24 protein-coding genes and 2 pseudogenes are annotated in these 19457 nt (G+C 54.6%); 8 read left to right on the forward strand and 18 right to left on the reverse strand.

Annotation, left to right across the window (positions count from 1 at the left end; genetic code table 11):
* Positions 1-4 precede the first annotated feature (4 nt).
* From JEM67_RS24670 to JEM67_RS24680, 3 genes are read right to left on the reverse strand one after another with little or no spacing between them, the layout of a single operon-like run.
* On the reverse strand, positions 5-793 hold the full coding sequence (locus JEM67_RS24670; protein ID WP_013814690.1) for a sulfite exporter TauE/SafE family protein: 789 nt from the start codon (positions 791-793) through the stop codon (positions 5-7).
* A complete protein-coding gene (locus JEM67_RS24675; protein ID WP_199635710.1) occupies positions 786-1667 on the reverse strand; it encodes a formyltransferase family protein in 882 nt (293 codons plus the stop codon). The genes JEM67_RS24670 and JEM67_RS24675 overlap by 8 nt, the downstream gene beginning before the upstream one ends.
* The gene (locus JEM67_RS24680) at positions 1664-3118 is read right to left on the reverse strand and encodes an FAD/NAD(P)-binding protein (protein ID WP_199635709.1); all 1455 of its coding nucleotides are present in this window, start codon (positions 3116-3118) and stop codon (positions 1664-1666) included. The genes JEM67_RS24675 and JEM67_RS24680 overlap by 4 nt, the downstream gene beginning before the upstream one ends.
* 274 nt (positions 3119-3392) lie before the next feature.
* Between JEM67_RS24680 and JEM67_RS24685 the strand changes: the two genes are divergently transcribed.
* Positions 3393-4178: an AraC family transcriptional regulator gene (locus JEM67_RS24685; RefSeq protein WP_199635708.1), complete on the forward strand. Its 786-nt coding sequence runs from the start codon at positions 3393-3395 to the stop codon at positions 4176-4178.
* Here the strand turns inward: JEM67_RS24685 and cybC are convergent.
* On the reverse strand, positions 4175-4561 hold the full coding sequence (gene cybC / locus JEM67_RS24690; RefSeq protein WP_013814694.1) for a cytochrome b562: 387 nt from the start codon (positions 4559-4561) through the stop codon (positions 4175-4177). The genes JEM67_RS24685 and cybC overlap by 4 nt on opposite strands.
* 211 nt (positions 4562-4772) lie before the next feature.
* The gene (gene pmbA, locus JEM67_RS24695) at positions 4773-6113 is read right to left on the reverse strand and encodes a metalloprotease PmbA (protein WP_199635707.1); all 1341 of its coding nucleotides are present in this window, start codon (positions 6111-6113) and stop codon (positions 4773-4775) included.
* 177 nt (positions 6114-6290) lie between these two features.
* On the opposite strand from pmbA, the gene yjgA reads away from it, so the two are divergent.
* On the forward strand, positions 6291-6839 hold the full coding sequence (yjgA, locus tag JEM67_RS24700; protein WP_004948607.1) for a ribosome biogenesis factor YjgA: 549 nt from the start codon (positions 6291-6293) through the stop codon (positions 6837-6839).
* Positions 6840-6869: 30 nt separating this feature from the next.
* Here the strand turns inward: yjgA and JEM67_RS24705 are convergent, their stop codons facing one another.
* From JEM67_RS24705 to aaeX, 5 genes are all read right to left on the reverse strand, one after another.
* The gene (locus JEM67_RS24705) at positions 6870-7169 is read right to left on the reverse strand and encodes a barstar family protein (RefSeq protein WP_004948609.1); all 300 of its coding nucleotides are present in this window, start codon (positions 7167-7169) and stop codon (positions 6870-6872) included.
* Between the two features lie 5 nt (positions 7170-7174).
* Positions 7175-7624, reverse strand: a complete 450-nt coding sequence (locus JEM67_RS24710) for a ribonuclease (protein ID WP_004948611.1) — start codon at positions 7622-7624, stop codon at positions 7175-7177.
* Positions 7625-7878: 254 nt separating this feature from the next.
* Entirely contained in the window at positions 7879-9846 is a 1968-nt protein-coding gene (gene aaeB, locus JEM67_RS24715) for a p-hydroxybenzoic acid efflux pump subunit AaeB (RefSeq protein ID WP_199635706.1), read from the reverse strand.
* Positions 9846-10781, reverse strand: a complete 936-nt coding sequence (gene aaeA / locus JEM67_RS24720; RefSeq protein WP_199635705.1) for a p-hydroxybenzoic acid efflux pump subunit AaeA — start codon at positions 10779-10781, stop codon at positions 9846-9848. Before aaeA ends, aaeB begins: the two co-directional genes overlap by 1 nt.
* Before the next feature lie 7 nt (positions 10782-10788).
* Complete coding sequence (gene aaeX / locus JEM67_RS24725; RefSeq protein WP_004948617.1) at positions 10789-10992, reverse strand: p-hydroxybenzoic acid efflux pump operon protein AaeX; 204 nt, start codon at positions 10990-10992, stop codon at positions 10789-10791.
* A gap of 308 nt (positions 10993-11300) precedes the next feature.
* Here aaeX and aaeR point away from each other — a divergent pair, with 308 nt between their 5' ends.
* Positions 11301-12212: an HTH-type transcriptional activator AaeR gene (aaeR, locus tag JEM67_RS24730; RefSeq protein ID WP_013814698.1), complete on the forward strand. Its 912-nt coding sequence runs from the start codon at positions 11301-11303 to the stop codon at positions 12210-12212.
* Here the strand turns inward: aaeR and JEM67_RS24735 are convergent.
* A complete protein-coding gene (locus JEM67_RS24735) occupies positions 12175-12552 on the reverse strand; it encodes a hypothetical protein (RefSeq protein WP_126528822.1) in 378 nt (125 codons plus the stop codon). The two genes, aaeR and JEM67_RS24735, sit on opposite strands and share 38 nt — an antisense overlap.
* 205 nt (positions 12553-12757) lie before the next feature.
* On the opposite strand from JEM67_RS24735, the gene JEM67_RS24740 reads away from it, so the two are divergent.
* Positions 12758-13702 (forward strand): nucleoside hydrolase, encoded by a 945-nt coding sequence (locus tag JEM67_RS24740; protein ID WP_013814700.1) that lies wholly within the window; start codon positions 12758-12760, stop codon positions 13700-13702.
* Between the two features lie 74 nt (positions 13703-13776).
* Here the strand turns inward: JEM67_RS24740 and JEM67_RS24745 are convergent, their stop codons facing one another.
* A complete protein-coding gene (locus tag JEM67_RS24745; RefSeq protein ID WP_199635704.1) occupies positions 13777-13914 on the reverse strand; it encodes a hypothetical protein in 138 nt (45 codons plus the stop codon).
* On the opposite strand from JEM67_RS24745, the pseudogene JEM67_RS24750 reads away from it, so the two are divergent.
* Both JEM67_RS24750 and JEM67_RS24755 read left to right on the forward strand, forming a co-directional pair.
* Positions 13884-14045, forward strand: a pseudogene (locus JEM67_RS24750) (SymE family type I addiction module toxin); the annotation flags it as partial. The gene JEM67_RS24745 and the pseudogene JEM67_RS24750 sit on opposite strands and share 31 nt — an antisense overlap.
* Positions 14042-14386, forward strand: coding sequence for a hypothetical protein (locus tag JEM67_RS24755; RefSeq protein ID WP_126485544.1), 345 nt, complete (start codon positions 14042-14044; stop codon positions 14384-14386). The pseudogene JEM67_RS24750 and the gene JEM67_RS24755, both read left to right, overlap by 4 nt.
* Before the next feature lie 36 nt (positions 14387-14422).
* Here the strand turns inward: JEM67_RS24755 and JEM67_RS24760 are convergent, their stop codons facing one another.
* Positions 14423-14932, reverse strand: coding sequence for a DUF2247 family protein (locus JEM67_RS24760; protein ID WP_199635703.1), 510 nt, complete (start codon positions 14930-14932; stop codon positions 14423-14425).
* Between the two features lies 1 nt (position 14933).
* Positions 14934-16490 (reverse strand): annotated as a pseudogene (locus JEM67_RS24765) (VENN motif pre-toxin domain-containing protein); the annotation flags it as partial.
* On the opposite strand from JEM67_RS24765, the gene JEM67_RS24770 reads away from it, so the two are divergent.
* A complete protein-coding gene (locus JEM67_RS24770) occupies positions 16407-16586 on the forward strand; it encodes a hypothetical protein (RefSeq protein WP_199635702.1) in 180 nt (59 codons plus the stop codon). The pseudogene JEM67_RS24765 and the gene JEM67_RS24770 overlap by 84 nt on opposite strands.
* Before the next feature lie 7 nt (positions 16587-16593).
* On the opposite strand, the gene JEM67_RS24775 is transcribed toward JEM67_RS24770, so the two are convergent.
* From JEM67_RS24775 to JEM67_RS24790, 4 genes are all read right to left on the reverse strand, one after another.
* On the reverse strand, positions 16594-17142 hold the full coding sequence (locus JEM67_RS24775) for a DUF3916 domain-containing protein (protein WP_199635701.1): 549 nt from the start codon (positions 17140-17142) through the stop codon (positions 16594-16596).
* Positions 17143-18330: a VENN motif pre-toxin domain-containing protein gene (locus JEM67_RS24780; RefSeq protein WP_199635700.1), complete on the reverse strand. Its 1188-nt coding sequence runs from the start codon at positions 18328-18330 to the stop codon at positions 17143-17145.
* A gap of 96 nt (positions 18331-18426) precedes the next feature.
* Positions 18427-18657: a ribonuclease toxin immunity protein CdiI gene (cdiI, locus tag JEM67_RS24785; protein WP_370576142.1), complete on the reverse strand. Its 231-nt coding sequence runs from the start codon at positions 18655-18657 to the stop codon at positions 18427-18429.
* Between the two features lie 362 nt (positions 18658-19019).
* Positions 19020-19202: a hypothetical protein gene (locus JEM67_RS24790; RefSeq protein ID WP_199635699.1), complete on the reverse strand. Its 183-nt coding sequence runs from the start codon at positions 19200-19202 to the stop codon at positions 19020-19022.
* Between the two features lie 151 nt (positions 19203-19353).
* On the opposite strand from JEM67_RS24790, the gene JEM67_RS24795 reads away from it, so the two are divergent.
* Complete coding sequence (locus tag JEM67_RS24795; RefSeq protein ID WP_338423674.1) at positions 19354-19431, forward strand: hypothetical protein; 78 nt, start codon at positions 19354-19356, stop codon at positions 19429-19431.
* The last annotated feature ends 26 nt before the right edge of the window (positions 19432-19457 follow it).

Here is a 19457-nt window from a genome sequence, read left to right on the forward strand (position 1 = left end):
AGCCTTACAGGCTGATGGCGATCAGTACCACCACCAGCAGCAACACGTAAACTCTGGCGTGCAGCTTGTCATTAACCTTCGGCAACGCCCTTTTGGCAAAGACGATCCCCGCAATGCCGGCCGCCACCAGCAGCCCAAGAATGGTCAGGTTTACGTAGCCGAGATAGTGCGGCCCGCTCATTTCCTGCCAGCCCAAACCGATATACATCAGTGCGCCGATGACAGCGACCGGAATCGACAAGGGATTGGCCGCGCTGACGCAGTGCTTCATTTCATAGCCATGCCGACGCAATAAAGGCACCGTCATTACGCTGCCCCCCACGCCGAGCATAGTGGCGATCACCCCAATCAGCGGGCCACCGACCCACAACGTCATCTTTGACAGCGCCGCGCGCGCCGGTTTGACCAAAAAACCCTGCCTGAACAGACAATCCGCAATCGTCACCAGCATATAAATTACGAACAGCAGCCTGACCACATTGTCCGCCAGCAGCGTGGAGGCAAAAGCGCCCAGTGCGGCGCCAATACTGATGAAAAAGATCAGCGGGATGATGGTTTCACGCAGCAGGTTGCCGCTACGCCAGTTGGTTAGGGTGGCGTAACCCGAATTGAGGATCATCACCGCCGTCGAGGTCGCTACGGCGATATGCATCGCCTGGCCCGGCTGTTCGCCTGAGGAAGACACCAGGTGATAGACAAAGGGCACCACCACAAAGCCGCCGCCAAAGCCGAACAAGATGGTGGTGATGCCGGTAATAAAACCGGCACCGAGAATAATCAACGTTTCAAACATGGCCATGCGCCCGGATGAAATCGTCGAAACCGGCAGAGAACTGGCCGGCAAGTGGATGGAACTCGTCGCCGACAAACAGCGCCAGATAATGCCGGCGAATGGCATCATGATCGATAAGCTCAATCCCGGCTTCCGCCGCCTGCGCCAGAGTCAGCGCATCAGGAAATCCCCAATAGCGGTAATTACCCTGCCGCTCGACAATAAGCGACTTGCGTTCGCCCGCGCGCATTAGCTGCCCCGCTAAAAAGGCACCGGACCGCATGCCCGCCAGCATCATGTTTTCCAAAAACGACAGCTCATAGCGCAATTCGACCGGCAAGCGGGCAAGCACCGGCCCGGCATCCCAGTGTTCATCCATCTCGTGCAACGTTAACGCGCCGTTTTTCTCGCCGTTCATCATGGCGCGAAACAGCGTCATCACGCCACGGTAATGCGGCAAGTCGCCCGGATGCAGATTCCACAGCAGCTTGCCTCGCTGGCTGAAGGCCCGGACGTAATCCGCGGAAAATTTCTGGTAGCAGCGCAAAGAAACCACCGCGTCCATATTACCCAGACTGCTGATAAAAGTGACGTCATTGATGTCTGCAATACGGTGCGCCGTGACGCCTGCGCCGGCCAGGAAAACCTGCGGCGGCTGGTAAGCGCCCTCGCAGGCATCGGCATTTCCGCTGACAAAGGGGAAAACGAAGTCATTCAGCACTTCACGTTCATACAAGGCAAGCTGGCGAACTTCAGGCTCCTGCATCCGGCCGGTGGCTTTCGCCAGTGGAAAATAAACCCTAAAGGTGCATTCCTTGTTTAAGGCGCTAATAACATCCTGACAGGCCAGCCAGGAAAAAATATCGTTGCCAACAAATAGCGCTACGTTTTTCATGCTTCCGCCTTATTTCCATTAAATATGCTGTTATTGAAAACTATTTTGCTGATATCCCGGGTAATGGATTCCATCGCGGAAGTATAAAAAAGGTCGCCTTTGGCAGGAGCGCCAAGGGAATAAAGATCCTGCTCGTTACCTTTTTCATCCGATACTTTCAACGTAAATGGATTGCATTTTACGCCACCGAAGATATTTTCCTGCACCAGGCCGCCCTGAAGCAGGTTTTTATTTAATCGACTTAACTTCAGCTGGTATGAGGGCGTGGTGCAATTAAGTAAATATTGGCTGTGCACCTCCGCATTATGGCAGAGAGTTTTAAATCCCCGGCCCTCTTTTTCTATATTTACCACCCCACCAAAGGCGCGCAGACGTTGACTCTCTAGCGCCGTAATCATTTTATAGGCATTTTTTAATGGCATGGCGTGCCGATTGCGCATCCAGGAAGAGTTATAGAAGCGCATGAAGATCTGTCGGTTATGTTCATCCATTTTTACCCAAGCTTCACATACGGTCGGGTGAATCGCCGCCAGATAGCTACAGATATGCTCACGGGCAAAGCGCGCCCGATCCAGGCTTTCGGCCAGGTCGCGATAGCAATCCCTGGCAGCGCCCATTGCAGACAGCACCGTTAGCCGTTCCTGACCTGGGTAATATTCTTCGAGCGCCGCGTTAATCACCTGAACCCACTGGTGCGCATCAATATAGCTGTTGTCGGCGACAAAACGGCTCAGCCGCTGCCTGAATTCTGGCGGTGGCGCGCGCATCAACGCAGGCTGCACGCTGGGGAAAAGCCCGGAACGCGACAGGGCGGAAATATTGCTCGCTCCCACCCGCTCAATCAGCTCGATAATGGCGTCGATCGCCGTCAGGCTACAGCCAATCACGCCGACTGCCGATGCAGGATTGATGGCAGGCAAATCCCGATTGGCCTGATAGGCAATCACCCCGTCAACCGGGTAGAGGCTCGCCGGCTCGTTATGCCCCGAGCACAGCACTACCGCATTCATCTGTTCCGCGGCCCCGCAGGCCGTTGTCAGCAGATATCCTCCAGGGTGCGAACCTATCTCCTCAACTTCCGCGGTCACGAAATTCAGCGTGACGTTGCTGGCAGCCGCCATAAACACCGCCCTGTCGCGAATAAAATCGAGATACTCTTTATAAAGCCAGCGGGGTGGATAACGGTCTTTACTGTATCGCCGAAAATGCGTCGTGATCCAATCGGAAAAATGTGCGCTGTCAAAAATATCCGCCGACATATTCTCTGGCGCCATATTTAAAATATGGCTGTCAAAATCGCTGCTGTAGGCCATACCGCCATTGAACCCCTGCTTGTCAAACACCTTCAGGGAAAGAGGCTTAGTGCAATTATTAACAGACTTATTCTTGATAAAATTATAAGCGAAAGAAATACCTGCTGCTCCACCGCCAATCACACCGATCTTATACATGAAATATCACCTTATAGTTACAGCATTAAAAGAAGAACTATTGCTTCAGGTGTTGGAATAAAATAATTCCTTATTAACTTCTTGTATGATGCAGACGAGATAACCCGCCCGGCCCCGGCGTTTAAATTAAAAAGGGGGTAATCAACAATAAAAATACTTCGCCACCAAGGCAGCGTTATTTTTCTGCCCTGATAGTAGAGCTATGACCAGTGGCTTGCTTTACATGAAAGGCCAACTATCATTGCATTTCGGCCAAACTGCTCCGATAAGGATTATGCGCAACGTACGCATTGATGACATCGATCACGTGCCAAGGTCGGTGATTGCCATCGGCACCGACTACCCGTCGGGTCATTTACTGCCCATGCACAGCCACCGCCGTGCTCAGTTGCTCTATGGCGCCACCGGCGTAATGCACGTATTTACCCACAAGGGGAACTGGATTGTGCCGCCGCAGCGGGCGGTGTGGCTGCCGCCGCAGATGCCGCATGAAGTGAGAATGGTCGGCGTCACCACCCGCAGCCTGTACATTGAACCGGCCGCACTGCTGGCCTCTCAGTCGCAGGTTTGTCAGGTGGTCAGCGTTACGCCGCTGATGCGCCAACTCTTGATGGCGGCGGTGGATATGCCGCTGGAGTACGATCCGGACGGCCGCGACGGCGCGCTGGTTTTCCTGCTGCTTCACGAGCTTGCCCAACTGCAATCCCTGCCGCTGCACATCCCCCTTCCCGCCGATCGGCGGCTGGGTGAGCTGTGCCAGCTGTTCCTGCTTCAGCCCAACGCGCACGATTCGCCGCAGGAATGGGCCACGCGCCTGTACATGAGCATCCGCACCTTCAGCCGATTCTTTCGCGCACAAACGGGGATGTCATTTTCACAATGGCGACAACGGGCCTGCGTAGTACTGGCGCTGGCTCAGTTGGCGGAAGGCAGCAGCGTAACGCAGGTCGCTCTGGAGTTGGGGTATGAGAGCAGCGCGGCTTTTGCCACCATGTTTCGCCGCGTGTTGGGACAGGCGCCGTCCTGCTATCTGGGATCGGAACGGCGCGAAAAGGCTTAGCGGAACTTCTTGTGGTTAACGTCGCGGGTCTGCTTGAATCCCTGGGCGATCTGCTTGGCCTCAGCCAGCTTGCCTTGATTGGCCAGCGCCAGCGATTGGTCTATCTGGCCGATAAGCTGGTCCAGCCCATGCTGAAAATCTTTTATCTCCGGGCTGTCGGCCGCTTTATCCTCCAGCTTCGGCGGCGTGGATTGCTTCGCATCCAGCGCGGCGGCGCGCATGTTCTGCAGGCTCTGCTTCAGAGTGTCCGTTGAGTCCGTGCTCAGCACCGTTTTGTAATTGCCGGCGATGGTGTCCATATCATCAGCCAGATCGGCTGCGACCGCCAATGAACTGGCTCCCAGCAGCGCCAGCGCCATCAATGCTTTCAGTTTGTTCGACATGCTTACTCACCTTCCAGTTATTATTTTATCTACCCGTCGCCTTTCAAGCGGCAGCGTTGTTGGCCGCCACTCGACATTCATAGGGTATAAGCTTTTGTTCAACCTAAACATAGGCAAAGGCGCTGAAAACCGGAACAAGAGATTTGTAAGCAAGGTTATAACGGGGGAAAGGGGAGAGGCTGGCAACCGGAGCGGCCAGCCTTGACCGGTATTACTGGCCGGCGATTTTCATGTCCGGCAGCAGTACGGAACCGCACTGGATATTGCTGCGGGTTTCGATATCGCTGCCCACGCTGACGATGTTGCGCAGCATGTCTTTCAGGTTACCGGCGATGGTGATCTCGCTGACCGGGTACTGGATCTCGCCATTTTCTACCCAGAAACCGGCGGCGCCGCGCGAGTAGTCGCCGGTGATGCCGCTAACGCCCTGGCCCATCAACTCGGTGACCACCAGACCGGTGCCCAGTTGCTTCAACATACCGGCAAAGTCGTGGCCCTGTCCGGCAATGCGCCAGTTGTGGATACCGCCGGCATGGCCGGTGCTGTGCATGCCCAACTTGCGCGCCGCGTAGCTGGTCAGCAGCCAGGTTTGCAGCACGCCGTCTTTGACAATGTCACGCCGCTGGGTACGCACGCCTTCGCTGTCGAACGGCGTGGAAGCCAGCCCTTTCAGCAGGTGCGGGTGCTCTTCGATGGTCAGCCAGTCCGGCAGGATCTGCTTGCCCAGCGAGTCCAGCAGGAAGGTGGATTTACGGTAAACGCTGCTGCCGCTGATGGCACCAACCAGGTGCCCGAACAGACCGGTCGCCACTTCAGAAGCGAACAGCACCGGGGCGGTCATGGTTGACAGCTTGCGCGGCGCCAGGCGCGACAAGGTGCGACGGGCGCACTCTTCACCCACCCATTCAGGGCTTGCCAAATCGCCCATGGCGCGGCCAATGGTATAGGCGTAGTCACGCTCCATGTCGCCATTGTGTTCGGCGATCACGCAGCTCGACAGCGAATGGCGGCTTGAACAGTAGCTTTGCAACATGCCGTGGCTGTTGCCGAATACCTTGATGCCGTAGTGGCTGTTAAAGCTGCCGCCTTCGGTATTGGTGATGCGTTTGTCCGCCGCCAGCGATGCCTGCTCGGCGCGGGCAGCCAGCTCGATGCCTCGCTCCGCGTCCAGCTCCGCAGGGTGGAACAGATCCAAATCCGGCGCCTCAAACGCCAGCAGGTCTTTTTCCGCCGGGCCGGCGTTTGGATCCGCAGAAGTATACCGGGCGATATCCAGCGCAGCCTGCACGGTGCGGGCAATGGCGTCCGGGCTGAGATCGGTTGAAGAAGCGCTGCCTTTACGCTGCTGGTGATACACGGTAATACCCAACGCGCCATCGCTGTTGAACTCGACGTTTTCCACCTCGCCAAAGCGGGTGCTGACGCTGATACCGGTAGATTTGGTTACGGCAACTTCTGCCGCATCGGAACCGGCGCGCGCCAGTTCCAGAGCCTGTGAAACGGCCTGTTCCAGCGTCTTGCGCTGTTCTGCAACTTGAGTGACTACTTTCATCAATCTGCCATAATTAATCAGAAAATCGTTGAGAAAAGTGCCGTGGCGGCGTGGTTGCGCGCGGAGTCACGCGCAAAAATCATGTGATTTATGTTTTTGAGTCTAACAGGAACCGCGTGGAATTTCGCATAAAGCCGGCAACCTGTTAGGATTAGCCTCTTTTTATCGGAGCCTACCATGAACAAACAGCCTGAAGACTGGCTCGACGATGTCCCGGAGAACAAAGACGAGGACGATGACGAGATTATCTGGGTCAGTAAAAGTGAAATTAAACGTGATGCCGAAGCACTAAAAGACCTGGGGACCGAGCTGGTCGAACTGGGTAAGAACGCGCTGGAACGCATCCCGCTGGACGAAGATTTGCGCGCCGCCATTGAACTGGCGCAGAAGATCAAGAAAGAAGGCCGCCGCCGTCAGTTGCAACTGATTGGCAAGATGCTGCGCGCCCGCGACGTAGAGCCGATTCAAACCGCGCTCGACAAGCTGAAGAACCGCCACAACCAGCAGGTTTCGCTGTTCCACAAGTTGGAAGCGCTGCGTGACCGTTTGGTGGAAGAAGGCGATGACGCGATCCCGTCTATCCTGGCCCTGTACCCGGAAGCCGATCGCCAGCAATTGCGCGCACTGGTGCGTAACGCGCAGAAAGAGAAGGCCGCTAACAAGCCGCCGAAAGCCTACCGTCAAATCTTCCAATACCTGCGCGATCTGGCCGAGACCGCCGAATGATCGTCGCCGTCACCATGGGATGAACCCGTTTCATCCCCGGTGATGTGCAGGTTCACCGCTGCTTTCGCGAATATTGAAACGCAGGCTGCCTTCCAGCTCTTCCTCCGCCTCTTCAAACAGCAGGATAATCGCGCCGAAGCGGCGTTTGCTACGGGCATCGAGATGGGTAAACTCAATCTCGACCGGCAACCCGATATCGACGGTCACCACGTCCCACAACGCGTCCAGATTGGCGCCGAACGCTTCATCGAGCGCAAACTTATGCGCAAAATCGCGATAGAACGCCGGCAAATCGTGGATCTGATTAAAATCGAACTCTACTTTTGCCATCAAACTCACTCCACCCGAATGAAGTTTTTATAATGGTCACGCGTGACAAAAATCAGGCCGTCGCTGGAATACAACAGGCGATCGGCCCCGCGCCGGCCGCATTGATAATTAATGTCCGCCTCGCGCCATACCCGGCTGCGGGCGGTGGGCAGTTGCCCTTCACGGTTTGAGAAACGATCGCCGCCAATCGCTTTGCCCGGCAAAACCGAACACAGGTTGCCGTTGCGCGCATCCCACCCCTGCTCACGCGCCTGCTTTTTGGTGATGTAATAGTCCGGCAGCCGCTGATGCTGCTGCAGGTAGCTCACCACCCTTTTTTGCTGCGTCAGTTGGTCAATGCTCTGGCCTTCGGCCACCGCAGGCACGTTGGCAATCACCCGATCGTTACCGCGCAAAGCGCTAAAACCGGCTATCACAACGGCGATGACGATCGCCACGAGGATCCGCTTGTTCATTACTGTCCCTGACTGAGTGCCGACAGGGGTACATCAGTACCCATGCCCGTTGGATTTATAGATGAAAAAAATGAATCAGAGATGACCGGCAGGTAACATTTTCACTTCAGGGAACCCATGCCTCAACAATCCGCATCACCCATTCATGCTTATCATGCCATTTTCCCGTATGCCTGACACTCAGTGCAACTCCGAAACAAGGCTATATCAGGCAAGTATAGCCCCGGATAGCGGCATCAGGGGCCCTTAGCGCATCAGTCGATCAACGCATGGCGATAGCGGTGCAACATGTCGGCCAGGCGTTTTACCGGACCGGTGACGCTGAGCGGTGCCTGATAGTCCACCAGCTTCTGCTGATAGTCGTTCATCTCGCTCAGCAGCCGATCGTAATAGTAGGCACGTTTCACGTCATTCTTGGCCGAAACCACGTGGTCGGCAGTATTGCGGATCTGCTTATGGAAGGCCGAAAGCTCCTCGCTGGCCGGAATTTCCGCCCGCTGCATGCGCTGGTGAGCGATGATCAGGTTCAGCGCCAGCCGGTACTTGGCGATGTCGTTCGGGAACATCATCAACAGTTGATTAAGCTGCTGATAAAGCGCCGGCAGATGGTTCTGCCGACGGCGCGACGCCTTGGTGGTCAGCGCCGAGACCGCGCTGCCGACAAACTGGTTCAGCAGCGTGCGGCCGGTGCGTTCACGCGAGTTGTCACGGATCAAGAGCAGCACCATCAACCCCACACAGCTGCCGAGGAACTGGCCGAGCGCGCCATCGAGGAACTGGGTGACGTTAAAGGTCATCGGGTTGCTCAACACCAGAATATTGATGGTCCCCGCCAGCAGGCCGAGCGAACCCAGCCGCCGTTTTTGCACCTCGATGCCGATGAAAAACGCCAGCAGGCCAAGGCTGAGGCACAGCAATAAAATACTCTGCTGGGTCGCCGGCAGGATCACCATAAAGAACAGCGAACCGACCGGGATCGCTGCCAGCATGCCCAGCACAAAATCCATCGCCACCATGCGCGGTGCCGGGGTGCGCATCGCCAGCGACGTAATCACCGCAATGATCACCATAAAACCGCTGCCGGAAGTCCAGCCGGTCCACAGCCACAACAGGCTGCCAAACGCCGTCGCCACAAAGGTGCGCAGGCCGTTAATCATGGCGTGATGCCCTTCCGCTGAGGTCGGTTTGACCACCACTTCACTGCTCAGCACGTCTTCTTCCACTGCGCTGATGCTGCTGTTGGTATGCACGCCTTTGGCCAACAGCAGGTAACGCGTGGCCGCGCCGACCCAACTGGTGATAGTCAGCAGCGTCTCGTCGGTGCGGTTGGTGGTCAGCACCTGGCGCAGCAGCTTCATGCGCTTGTGGATCTCCTGCGGCGTTTCCGCCGGCACCATCAGCAGTTCGCGGATATTGTCCTTCACCGCATCCGGGTGATTCAGCAGGATAAGATAGGTCTCGCAAGCCTGAGTAATCAGCGTCAACGACAGAGTATGCAGCGCCCGAACGCGCCGGTTGACCTTCTGCCAGCGCGATGACTCCATCATCAGGTTGCTGCGCATGCCGTTCAGCGCGGTAGTGCTTTTGACCAGATTGCTCCAGGCGCGGTCAATGTCTTCTTTCTCGGCGTTACTGACGCACATCTGCATCAGCAGATACTGATCCACCAGCAGCTTGTCTACCGCCCGGTCGATATCCAGTTTGATCGAACGTGGCGAGAACAACAGGTCCGCCAGCACCGCGCTGACGATCCCCAGCACAATCTCGCTGCAACGTTCAATGGCGAACTGCGGCGCCTCCAGCAGATGGGCTTCGCTGGTAGCGACAGTGACGATGATGATCAGCGCGGTATAGCCGGCAAGCCCCCAGGCGTAGGAGTTTTCAACCTTGATCAGCGAAGAGATCCAGGTGCAAACCCCGGCCCACATGCAGCACAGCAGCAACATCACCACCGGCGCACGCGCGGTGGTGACGATAATTACCAGACCGACGAAACAGCCGATAAAAGTACCGATGATGCGCAACCAGCCGCGGTGGCGAATGGCGCCGGAGAATGGCTCGCCGCCCGCCGCAAAGGCCGGGCCGGCGGCCACGATGGCGGCGGTCATCGCCGACCACCGCGGGGTTTCCAAATTGAGATGAAAACCGACAAACAGGGCAAACACAATCGCGAAGCTGAGCTTGAAAGCAAATCTCAGCCGAATAAACGTTGGGCTATTCATTAGCCAAACTCACGTAGCCGATGCATCAAACGAACAAAAGGCGAGCCGCTGTCGGCCTTGCGATCGTTCTTGCCGGTGATCACCACGGTCGCGGTGGTACCGGCCGGGTACGGATGCAACTGGTCTTTGTCGTCCAGCAGAATTTTAACCGGCACGCGCTGCGCCAGGCGCACCCACTCCAGGTTGCTGTCGATAGACGCCAACCCTTTGCTGTTCACGGTGCTGCTGCTGTTGTTAACGGCGGCGGCCACGCTATCGACGGTGCCGTGCATGATGCGGTTGCTGCCCAGCGGGGTGATTTCCACGCGGTCGCCCTTGTTCAGGCCATTCAGCTTGGTTTCTTCCAGATAGGCCAGAATGTAGAAAGTGTTTTTCTTCACCAGTGCCACAGCAACCGAGCCGCGGGTAATGTATTCACCGCTGTGGACGTTCAGGTTGGTGACCCAGCCGTCGGCCGGCGCACGCACCGTGGTGCGCTCCAGATCCAGCTGCGCCAACTCGCGGGTCGCCGCGGCTTTCGCCAACTGATGCTGCACGGTTTGCAGCACGTTGTTCGCCTGGTCGATCTCTTCTTGCGACATCGCCTGTACGCCCAAACGCACGCGACGGCCGGCTTCACGTTTTTTCTCCGCCGCCAGCGTCTGATAATAGGCAACGTCGGCGCTGGCTTCCGCCAAGGCCTGCTCATAGCGCGGCCGGTCGATAACGAATAGCACCTGCCCTTTTTTCACCAGTTGGTTATCCACAACCGGCACGTCGGTCAGCAGGCCGGTGACGTCCGGCGCTATCGCCACTACGTCGGCGGTAAACTTGGCGTCACGCGTCCAGGGGGATTCGGTGTAAAACACCCAGGCTTTGAATATGGCGACGATCGCTAACAGGACCAGAAACAAAGTGATCGCGATTCGAACTATTTTTATTGAGAAATTTTTCACAGCGACCTCAAACGAAAAGACGTGAAATCAGATAGAACAGACAGCAATACAGCGCAGTATTAAACAGCGCCGGATGCCAGACAAAATCGTAAATCCCGGTGGGTTGCAGCAGGCGGCGCAGCAAGAAAAACAGCGCCAGCGATACCAGCAACTCAAAAAATACCGGGGGAAACGACAGTCCGAAGATGACCATAACCGGAAGCAAACTCATCCATTTTTCCTTATTGTTCACTGCACCGGGCGTTACCCTTTCTTCTCATTCACATTCTCTTTACATGTTAGCTGACGCGCACCACAAATTTCGGCCCAGACAGGTCAGGAACCTGAAAAAAGGATAAACTCAGGGGCATACATCCGCGATAGGGATTGCGAGGATATCGGAGGGATCGGCCAAAGCTGCTCTGCCGACCGCACTCACGCGTTGGTAAGGTCTTTCCACCCGACCGGTTTATATTAGCGTGCTTACTATCAACCTATCAACAATCTGTGATCTAAATCACTTTTAAGCCAGAGTGAATAATGGAAAGACTAAAACGGATGTCGGTGTTCGCAAAAGTCGTTGAATGCGGGTCGTTTACGGCGGCTGCGCGCCAGCTTGATATGAGCGTTTCGTCTATCAGCCAGACCGTCTCCAAACTGGAGAATGAGCTGCAGGTCAAGCTGCTCAACCGCAGCACGCGCCGCATTGGCCTGACGGAAGCCGGGAAAATTTACTATCAGGGCTGCCGCCGCATGCTGCAGGAAGTGAGCGAGGTGCACGAGCAGCTGTACGCGTTCAACAATACGCCGACCGGCACGCTGCGTATCGGCAGTTCGTCCACCATGGCGCAAAACGTGCTGGCGACCATGACCGCCGATATGCTGAAGGAATATCCCGGCCTGACGGTGAACCTGGTGACCGGCATTCCGGCGCCGGATCTGATTGCCGATGGGCTGGATGTGGTGATCCGCACCGGCGCGCTGCAAGATTCCAGCCTGTTCTCCAAACGCCTCGGTTCAATGCCGATGGTGATATGCGCCGCGAAAAATTACCTCAGCCAGCACGGCACGCCGCAGAAGCCCAGCGACATGGTCAACTTTTCCTGGTTGGAATACAGCGTGCGGCCGGACAGCGAATTCGAACTGATAGCCCCCGAAGGCATCACTACGCGCATCTCGCCGCAAGGGCGCTTTGTCACCAACGATTCGCAAACCATGATCCGCTGGCTGAAAGCCGGGGCAGGCATCGCCTATGCACCGCTGATGTGGGTGATCGAAGAGATCAAACGCGGTGAGATCGAGATCCTGTTCAAAAGCTATCACTCGGATCCTCGCCCGGTATACGCCCTGTACACCGAGAAAGACAAGCTGCCGCTTAAGGTGCAGGTGTGCATCGACTACCTGACGGAGTACTTCAAGCGCGTGGCGGAAGTCTATCAGGGCTACCGCTGATCAGAAAACGGCGCGCCAGGGCACCAAGCAGCAACAGCGCCAGCATGCCCAGCCCCCAGATTAACCAAACGGCGTAGCCCGCCCAGGTGAGCAACTGCGGGAAAGAGCCGGCCAACCAACGCCCCAGCTCCTGCAGCATCGGTAACCAGCCCTCTACCAGCGCCTGCGGCACCAGGCTGAGCAAGCCGGTAAACTGGGGTGCCAACTGCGCCGAGCCGTTTTCCGCCAAGCCCACCAGTGCAGGTAACCAACCCAGCACGCCGGAGACGCCCCAGGCCAGCAGCGTCCATAACCCCATTGCCGCCAGCACGGCTGCCAGCGCCCATCCGTTCTTTGTCATGATCTCCCCTTTCTGTGTTGCACTAAGCAGCAATGTAAACCATGGACTCCACTCCAGGGTAAAGCGCCGGCGCGGGGATTTACGTTTAATTACACCGCAACATTGGCAATGCTTTGATGCGATTAACAAAAGCACCATTGGCATTACTCCGCTCTGCACCGCTGCGCTATGCTGCGGGCACCTCTCCTCTGCATCAGGAATAAAAATGAAAAAAATCATACTGGACTGTGACCCTGGGCATGACGATGCGATCGCCATGTTGCTGGCCTGGGGCAACCCGCAGATCGAACTGCTGGCGGTCACCACCGTGGTCGGCAACCAGACGCTGGATAAAGTCACCCGCAACGCACTGGCCGTTGCGCGTATCGCCAATATTACCGGCGTCCCCTTTGCCGCCGGCTGCCCGCGCCCGCTGGTGCGGCAGATTGAGGTAGCACCCGATATTCACGGTGAGTCTGGCCTTGATGGTCCGGCGCTGCCGGAGCCGACCCTGACGCTGGAGCCGCGCCATGCGGTGGACTTGATCATCGATACGCTGATGGCGCATCCGCCAGGCAGCGTGACGCTGGTGCCGACCGGCGGCCTGACCAACATTGCCATGGCGGTGCGCAAAGAACCGCGTATCGCCGAGCGGGTAAAGGAAGTGGTGCTGATGGGCGGCGGCTATCACGTGGGCAACTGGAGCGCGGTGGCGGAATTCAATATCAAGATCGACCCTGAAGCGGCGCACATCGTGTTTAATGAAAAGTGGCCGCTGACCATGGTCGGGCTGGACCTGACCCATCAGGCGCTCGCCACGCCGGAGGTGTGCGAACGCATTGCCGCCATCGGTACCGGGCCGGCGAAATTCGTCGGCGAGCTGCTCGCGTTCTTCGGCAAGATGTACCAACAGGCGCAGGGCTTTAGCGCACCACCGGTACATGATCCTTGCGCGGTGGCCTACGTAATCGACCCTGAAGTGATGACGGTGCGTAAGGTGCCGGTGGATATCGAACTGACCGGCACCCTAACGCTGGGCATGACCGTGGCCGATTTTCGCGCCCCGCCGCCGCCGGATTGCCACACGCAGGTCGCGGTAACGCTGGATCAAGACAGGTTCTGGGATTTGGTGGTGGATGCGCTGGAGAGGATTGGGGAAGTGCGGGTTTAGAGTGCTGGGCTTGCATGACGGCTACCGATCCAACGGCGGCAGGCCTTGTACTCCGCCTTGTTATCGATGGCATCTCAGCCCAGCGTATCGGTCGACAGCTGGTTCCTGATGCTGTCTGCCGTCGAGGCAATCACCCCGCCGTTAAGCTGAGTGTGTTTGCCGACGTTGATATCAAACCCTTTACCGCCCCAACGGCAGCAGGCCCAACCCACCGCCGCAACTCACCCTCACCGGCCAATGGCTGGTGCCGCTCGGTTTTACCACCGGACAGAAGATCGAGGTGATCACCGAACCGGGCCAGTTAATCATCCGCATCGCACCGGCGACGGAGGGCGCAGCATGAACATCTCTTTTACCCCAGAGCCTATTCCAGAACTGACGATCGCAGGCATTGAACTGGCCGAGCTGGGTTTTGGACTTGGTGAACCGTTACAACTCACACTGCGGCCGGATGGATTGTGGATCACCGTCGTCACCGATGACGCCATCTGGGAGGCACTCTGCGAGGCCAGCCAGCACAGCCCTGATCTTGGCGCGGACTGGATACGGCAGAATGGCGAGCTGGTGATTGGTGGAGACTGGTTGATCGAATCCGGCATTACTGGCGCCGAACAATTAGAGATCACCGCAGCGCCCGGAGTTATTCGGTTGCAGCGGCGGGAAGTGGGAGGATTTAGGGCGTAGAAGCAAAGATCCCGGCACAAAGCCGGGATCTTACTTTTATTGCTTAAATTTAATCGACTCTTGATCTAAATAAGTTTGCCAGTTTCTAAATAATCGCTCAGTATTTTCTCTATGGCTATGAACACTAGGATCATAGCCATCACTGACAGGCATATATGAAACAAAGCTTTCAATCGCCTCAGGGTAATCAAAATCCTCGTAAATAGCCTCAACCATTTTTAATGGTTCTGAGTAGTTATTACGATTGGCAAATAACCATAGCAGTATAATAAAAAGCCATTTTTCTTGGGTTACAGACTCATCAGAATTTGCACAACACATTGATAAATCATCTAAAATTAATTTTATCTCATGAGTATCCATTTTACTCTTAAAAGACAACTCAAGTTCTAGCTGTGACGCCTCACCTAATGACACCAAATATTCTGCATGTTTTACAATCGAATACCATCCGATTAATTTCTTTTCATAGCCCCATTTAATATCAAACCATGAAAATTTAATGTGACTACAAATAAATTCATATGATATTGAAAGCATATCCATATTATTTCACCTTCGGTGCTTTTTGGTTTGGTTTTCCTGTTATGTCAACGCCTTCAATAAAGCGTTGGTGCGTCACATTCCCTGTCTTATCATAAATATACTCAAAAACTCCATCCTTGCCATTAAAGGCTCCTTTAGTCTGCAATAGTGAACGCTTTACACCATCCCCACCGGTAATGGCGAATACCTCACCAGCCATTAATTGCTCTCGGCTTAAATAGCTAGCGCCACGATGGCCAGGATCTGGTTTAAGACCACTACCAACGCGTTGAGCATCAAGGATTTTATCGACAACTGAAGACTTTATTAATGTATTCGCAGTTTTACCCAGAACAGCAATTGCTCGTTCTGCGGGTAAAGAACTCAATAACGCCAGAGCGTATTCTTTGGTAGATTCTGCCTGAAGCAATGCCATCACAGTATCTGATGCTGGGGTATTTTCCAGAATCGCTTTAACTACATCCTCTGGCAAATCTCCTTTCAAATAATGGTCCCGAATAGCTTGTTTTTCTTGCGCAGTCAACGTGTTATCGGTTGAAAGCTCCCTTTCCAACGACCCTACCCCTTCAAAATATTTCGCACCTTGGCTACCAAATATGTCTCCAAGGCTACTCAGCGCATTATTCTCAACCGCATTCTTCCCGGCCTGAGAACCGGTCACCACACCGGCTGTATTCCCTGTCGCCACGCCACCCGCCAGCCCTGCTGCCAGTTGGCTCAGCACGCTGACCTGCTGTTTCTCGCTTTCACTCAGCCCGCCAACTTTGCGTCCCGGGAACAGCTCGCCGGCTATCACCCGTGCCGCCAGTTCACCGCCGCCGGCACCCACTGCACCGGCGACACCCGGCTGGTGGTTCAGCTCCGCCGTTATCGCACCCAGCACCGCATGCGCCATCGCGTTGGCTGCCGGGTTCGCTTCACCGACCCGCGTCTTGATTTCCGTCGCCAGATACGGCGCGGCACCACCCGCCAACGCCCCCGCCAGATTGTTGCCCGCCAGCCCCTGCAGCGCCCCGGTCACCGCCTGTGCCGCCTTCTGCAGGTCGCTGCCGGTGCCGTATTTCTGCATCTCCGCTTTGTATTCCGGCGTTTCGCGCAACGCTTTCGCATCCAGCCCCGGATACTTCGCTTTCGCCGTCTGCAACCCATTGATGTCGCCCTGCGTGCGGATAACATCCATCGCCTGCCCGCCTATCTCGCCGATAAGCTGCGCCTGCTTCAGCCGGTTCTGCTCTTTCTCCTTGTCGAAGATTGGCCCGATGCTGCCGTTGGCGTTATCGGTATCCCGGCTCAGTTGATTGACATCCTGCTGCTGATTCGCCGTGTCCCGAATGACCACGCTACCGCCCGACACCGCCGCCTGCGTGGTGCCTTCTGCGTGCCCCTTATTACCCGCACCGGAGAGCGCTGCGCCCGCAAGGTTGGTCAGCAAGTCCGACCCCACCGGGCCACCGCTGCTGAGACTGCCGCCCTGATGTTCGGCCTTAAAGTCCGCCTGGTTATGGATATCGCTGAAACCCAGCGTGCCGGTGTCAAGGCGGCTTTTATCCGCTGGAGCGGGAGTTATTCGGTTGCAGCAGCGAAATATGGAGGTTTTTTAGGGCTTAAAAGCAAATCCCCCGACCAGTATCCGGGGGATTTCATACTAATTTAATAAATTTTCAGCTTTTATTCACTTCACCAATATACCAATGTTCAGAATGATAAAGTTCACCTTCATCATTCTCACTTACTCTGAGGACTCCTAACTCTGAAAAACCATTTGGTAACTTTAGATTCCATTCTTTGATAAGGCTACGATCACTCAATAAACTCATCTGACCAAAAAAACCATTTCCTACCTGCGTATGCTCATTGAAGCACTCCTCAGAAGTGAATAAGCATAATTCACTTGAAAACATATCAGGCAGAACAATGCAGCAAGTTACTCTTATATTACTTCTATTACCCCACTTAGCTCGATAAATATTATAAGCAGCATCTATCAAAGCTTGAGCACAGAAGGATTGAATATTTCTATTCGTTTGTTTTCCTTGAACCAAGGCCAGATGAACAGGAATCTTCACATTCCAGTAACCGTAGGAGTAATCACTTTCCTGAATATCAGGGAAGTGAGATTCATATGATTCCGACCACTTTTTCAATGAACGTAATCTACGAGGAACCCCCCGTAATTTTTTATTGCTTAACGCTAACCTGCGCATTGTCATCTATAGTTCCCTTCCCTTAGCTGCTTCAGTTTTAGCCTGATTTATAGACCCATCAAGATTTAAAACAGCTCTAAAGCTTCCTCTTTTATCAAAAACTTCCAAGTGGTTTTTATGCTGTCCATCTAGATAGAATTGATCGCCTTTCTTAATATACTCGCCAATATCACCCGTTGCTTTATATACGCTTTGCCCCTGATATTGCTGGCTTGATTTTTGGGTAGTATTTTTTATCTGGCTACCAAAACCCGGTTGCTTAAGGAATTCACTCATATTTCCAACCGAACCCTGATTAGGTTCATAAGGCTGTTTACCAACTTTACCTATAACCCCGAGCGCCGCCAAAGCCTTACCACCAACCGCAGCTCCCAGCCCTATCGCCTCTACGGCTTCCTTACCATTCAGCGCCACCTTCACATAGTCTGGCATCGCTTGGTAAATCGCTCTGGCGCTGCCTTCATTTTCCGCCAGTACGAACCGGTCAAGCTGCGCCAGGTCGTCACTGCTCAAGTCGGAGAACAGCGGCAGGCGTTTCAGGCTATTCGCAATATCTGAACCTGCACTCGCTTCTGACAATGCCCCATTGGCACAGAACGGATTACCGGAACACCCTTCAGCTACCGCCTCTTCATGGTTTTTCTTGCTGACCTCAGCATATTTCTCGTAAATATCCTGTTTGTCAGCACCGGTTTTATCCGCCTCTTCAAGCTCTTTATGCAGATTCAGTACATCTTTAGAGCTTAAGAAGTTATTCTCCACCGCCGTCTTACCGGCCACGCTACCGCCCACGGCGCCAGCCGTGCTGTCCGCTATCAGTCCGCCTGCAAGTCCTGCCGCCAGTTGGCTCAGCGCGCTGACGTTTTGTTTCTCGGCCTCCGTCAGCGCCGACGGTGCCTTACCATAATACTGCTCGCTGATGATTTTAGCAGCCAGTTCACCGCTCGCCGCACCTGCAGCTCCCGCCGCCACGTTATTGCCCGACACCAGTGCCACCAGGGCTCCCGCCACCGCATGCGCTGCCGCGTTCGCCGCCGTGTTGCCCTCCGTCCGGCTTTTGATTTCCTTCGCCAGATACGGTGCCAGCGCACCACCCGCTGCCGCCCCGATATCACCGCCGCTGAGCCCCGCCAGCGCCGCGCTGATGGCCGTAAGCGAGTCTGGGATTACTGACTCGGAGCAACTGGAGATCACCGCCGCCCCCGGTGTGATCCGGTTACGGCGGCGAGAAAAGGACGTTTTCAGGACATAAAAGTAAAGATCCCGACCTGTTGGCCGGGATCTTTTTTATCAGTCTGGAAGTTTAGCCAGTAAACTGTTCACCTTTTCTGCATCTTCAGGGTAGATTTTTAAATACCTTTCGCATGCCAGTCGAACATAGTGATAACAAATTTCTTCGCTGACATTGATTGTATCCACTTCTGAAGGGGGATATCCGACAGCAAATTCCACACCTTCAAAATTCTCACTTTCATCGTAACTACTCATATCAGGAAAAAAACAATAGACGCCATCTCTCATGAATGAATGTTTTTTATTATGCTTTCAACAGCATTTAAAAAAAGATCATCGTTATACATGAGATCAAAATAGCTTTTTATGACCAAATAGTGGTCAGATTTTATATAAGGTAAATCAAATAAAAATTTCACCTATTAAATCCTATTTTGGATGGAAGTTAGTGACTCTACCTATTTTTTTATCAAGATAGACCCTAAATGTTACACCGCCAGCCGTAGCGTCATATGCTTGCTGTCCTTTTGCTATAGCATCCTTATAACCTACCATCGCTGCCTGTTGACCAAGGTCTAGCATTACTTTATTGGTATATACCTTTGGATCATATACGGTTTTAGTTTCAGGATTAGGTTTGTAGTTCCCTGTTAGATTACCCGCTCTATCCTTGGTTGTGGTGCGCCAGTTCCCAACCCTTTCGCCAGATCGCTTTGCGCCTGGGCTATTTCTGCAGCTGTTGCATCGTTTTGCGCCATAAATTGCCCCAACGTAGATGCTGCCTGACCACTGTTCATCATGCCGTTTGGCAGGCTTAAATGGTTATTCTCCACAACAACTTTATCCGTTGCGAAGCCAGCCAGTGAACATTATTTCCCCTGTACAGTCAGTAGGTTACAACCCATTTTTACCAGTGCATTATGATGTACGGAGGTACAAGCCCCGACGTGCGTTTTCTCATCCCGTTTACCCAGCCTGCACCTGATGGGTGACTGGCTGGAAGAGGCGGGATTTGGGGCTGATACGCCATTTACCATTGTGTTGAGCACGGGCAACTGGTGATCCGGGTTGCTGAGTGACAGGTAAAA

Origin of the sequence: Serratia sp. PAMC26656 (assembly GCF_016469055.2) — a bacterium.
In the GTDB taxonomy this organism is placed as follows: domain Bacteria; phylum Pseudomonadota; class Gammaproteobacteria; order Enterobacterales; family Enterobacteriaceae; genus Serratia; species Serratia plymuthica.

Coding starts and splice junctions, on each gene's coding strand:
- JEM67_RS24670 (WP_013814690.1), bottom strand. CDS start 793: ATGTTTGAAACGTTGATTATTCTCGGTGCCGGTTTTATTACCGGCATC.
- JEM67_RS24675 (WP_199635710.1), bottom strand. CDS start 1,667: ATGAAAAACGTAGCGCTATTTGTTGGCAACGATATTTTTTCCTGGCTG.
- JEM67_RS24680 (WP_199635709.1), bottom strand. CDS start 3,118: ATGTATAAGATCGGTGTGATTGGCGGTGGAGCAGCAGGTATTTCTTTC.
- JEM67_RS24685 (WP_199635708.1), top strand. CDS start 3,393: ATGCGCAACGTACGCATTGATGACATCGATCACGTGCCAAGGTCGGTG.
- cybC (WP_013814694.1), bottom strand. CDS start 4,561: ATGTCGAACAAACTGAAAGCATTGATGGCGCTGGCGCTGCTGGGAGCC.
- pmbA (WP_199635707.1), bottom strand. CDS start 6,113: ATGAAAGTAGTCACTCAAGTTGCAGAACAGCGCAAGACGCTGGAACAG.
- yjgA (WP_004948607.1), top strand. CDS start 6,291: ATGAACAAACAGCCTGAAGACTGGCTCGACGATGTCCCGGAGAACAAA.
- JEM67_RS24705 (WP_004948609.1), bottom strand. CDS start 7,169: ATGGCAAAAGTAGAGTTCGATTTTAATCAGATCCACGATTTGCCGGCG.
- JEM67_RS24710 (WP_004948611.1), bottom strand. CDS start 7,624: ATGAACAAGCGGATCCTCGTGGCGATCGTCATCGCCGTTGTGATAGCC.
- aaeB (WP_199635706.1), bottom strand. CDS start 9,846: ATGAATAGCCCAACGTTTATTCGGCTGAGATTTGCTTTCAAGCTCAGC.
- aaeX (WP_004948617.1), bottom strand. CDS start 10,992: ATGAGTTTGCTTCCGGTTATGGTCATCTTCGGACTGTCGTTTCCCCCG.
- aaeR (WP_013814698.1), top strand. CDS start 11,301: ATGGAAAGACTAAAACGGATGTCGGTGTTCGCAAAAGTCGTTGAATGC.
- JEM67_RS24735 (WP_126528822.1), bottom strand. CDS start 12,552: ATGACAAAGAACGGATGGGCGCTGGCAGCCGTGCTGGCGGCAATGGGG.
- JEM67_RS24740 (WP_013814700.1), top strand. CDS start 12,758: ATGAAAAAAATCATACTGGACTGTGACCCTGGGCATGACGATGCGATC.
- JEM67_RS24755 (WP_126485544.1), top strand. CDS start 14,042: ATGAACATCTCTTTTACCCCAGAGCCTATTCCAGAACTGACGATCGCA.
- JEM67_RS24760 (WP_199635703.1), bottom strand. CDS start 14,932: ATGGATATGCTTTCAATATCATATGAATTTATTTGTAGTCACATTAAA.
- JEM67_RS24770 (WP_199635702.1), top strand. CDS start 16,407: ATGTTCGGCCTTAAAGTCCGCCTGGTTATGGATATCGCTGAAACCCAG.
- JEM67_RS24775 (WP_199635701.1), bottom strand. CDS start 17,142: ATGACAATGCGCAGGTTAGCGTTAAGCAATAAAAAATTACGGGGGGTT.
- cdiI (WP_370576142.1), bottom strand. CDS start 18,657: ATGAGAGATGGCGTCTATTGTTTTTTTCCTGATATGAGTAGTTACGAT.
- JEM67_RS24795 (WP_338423674.1), top strand. CDS start 19,354: ATGGGTGACTGGCTGGAAGAGGCGGGATTTGGGGCTGATACGCCATTT.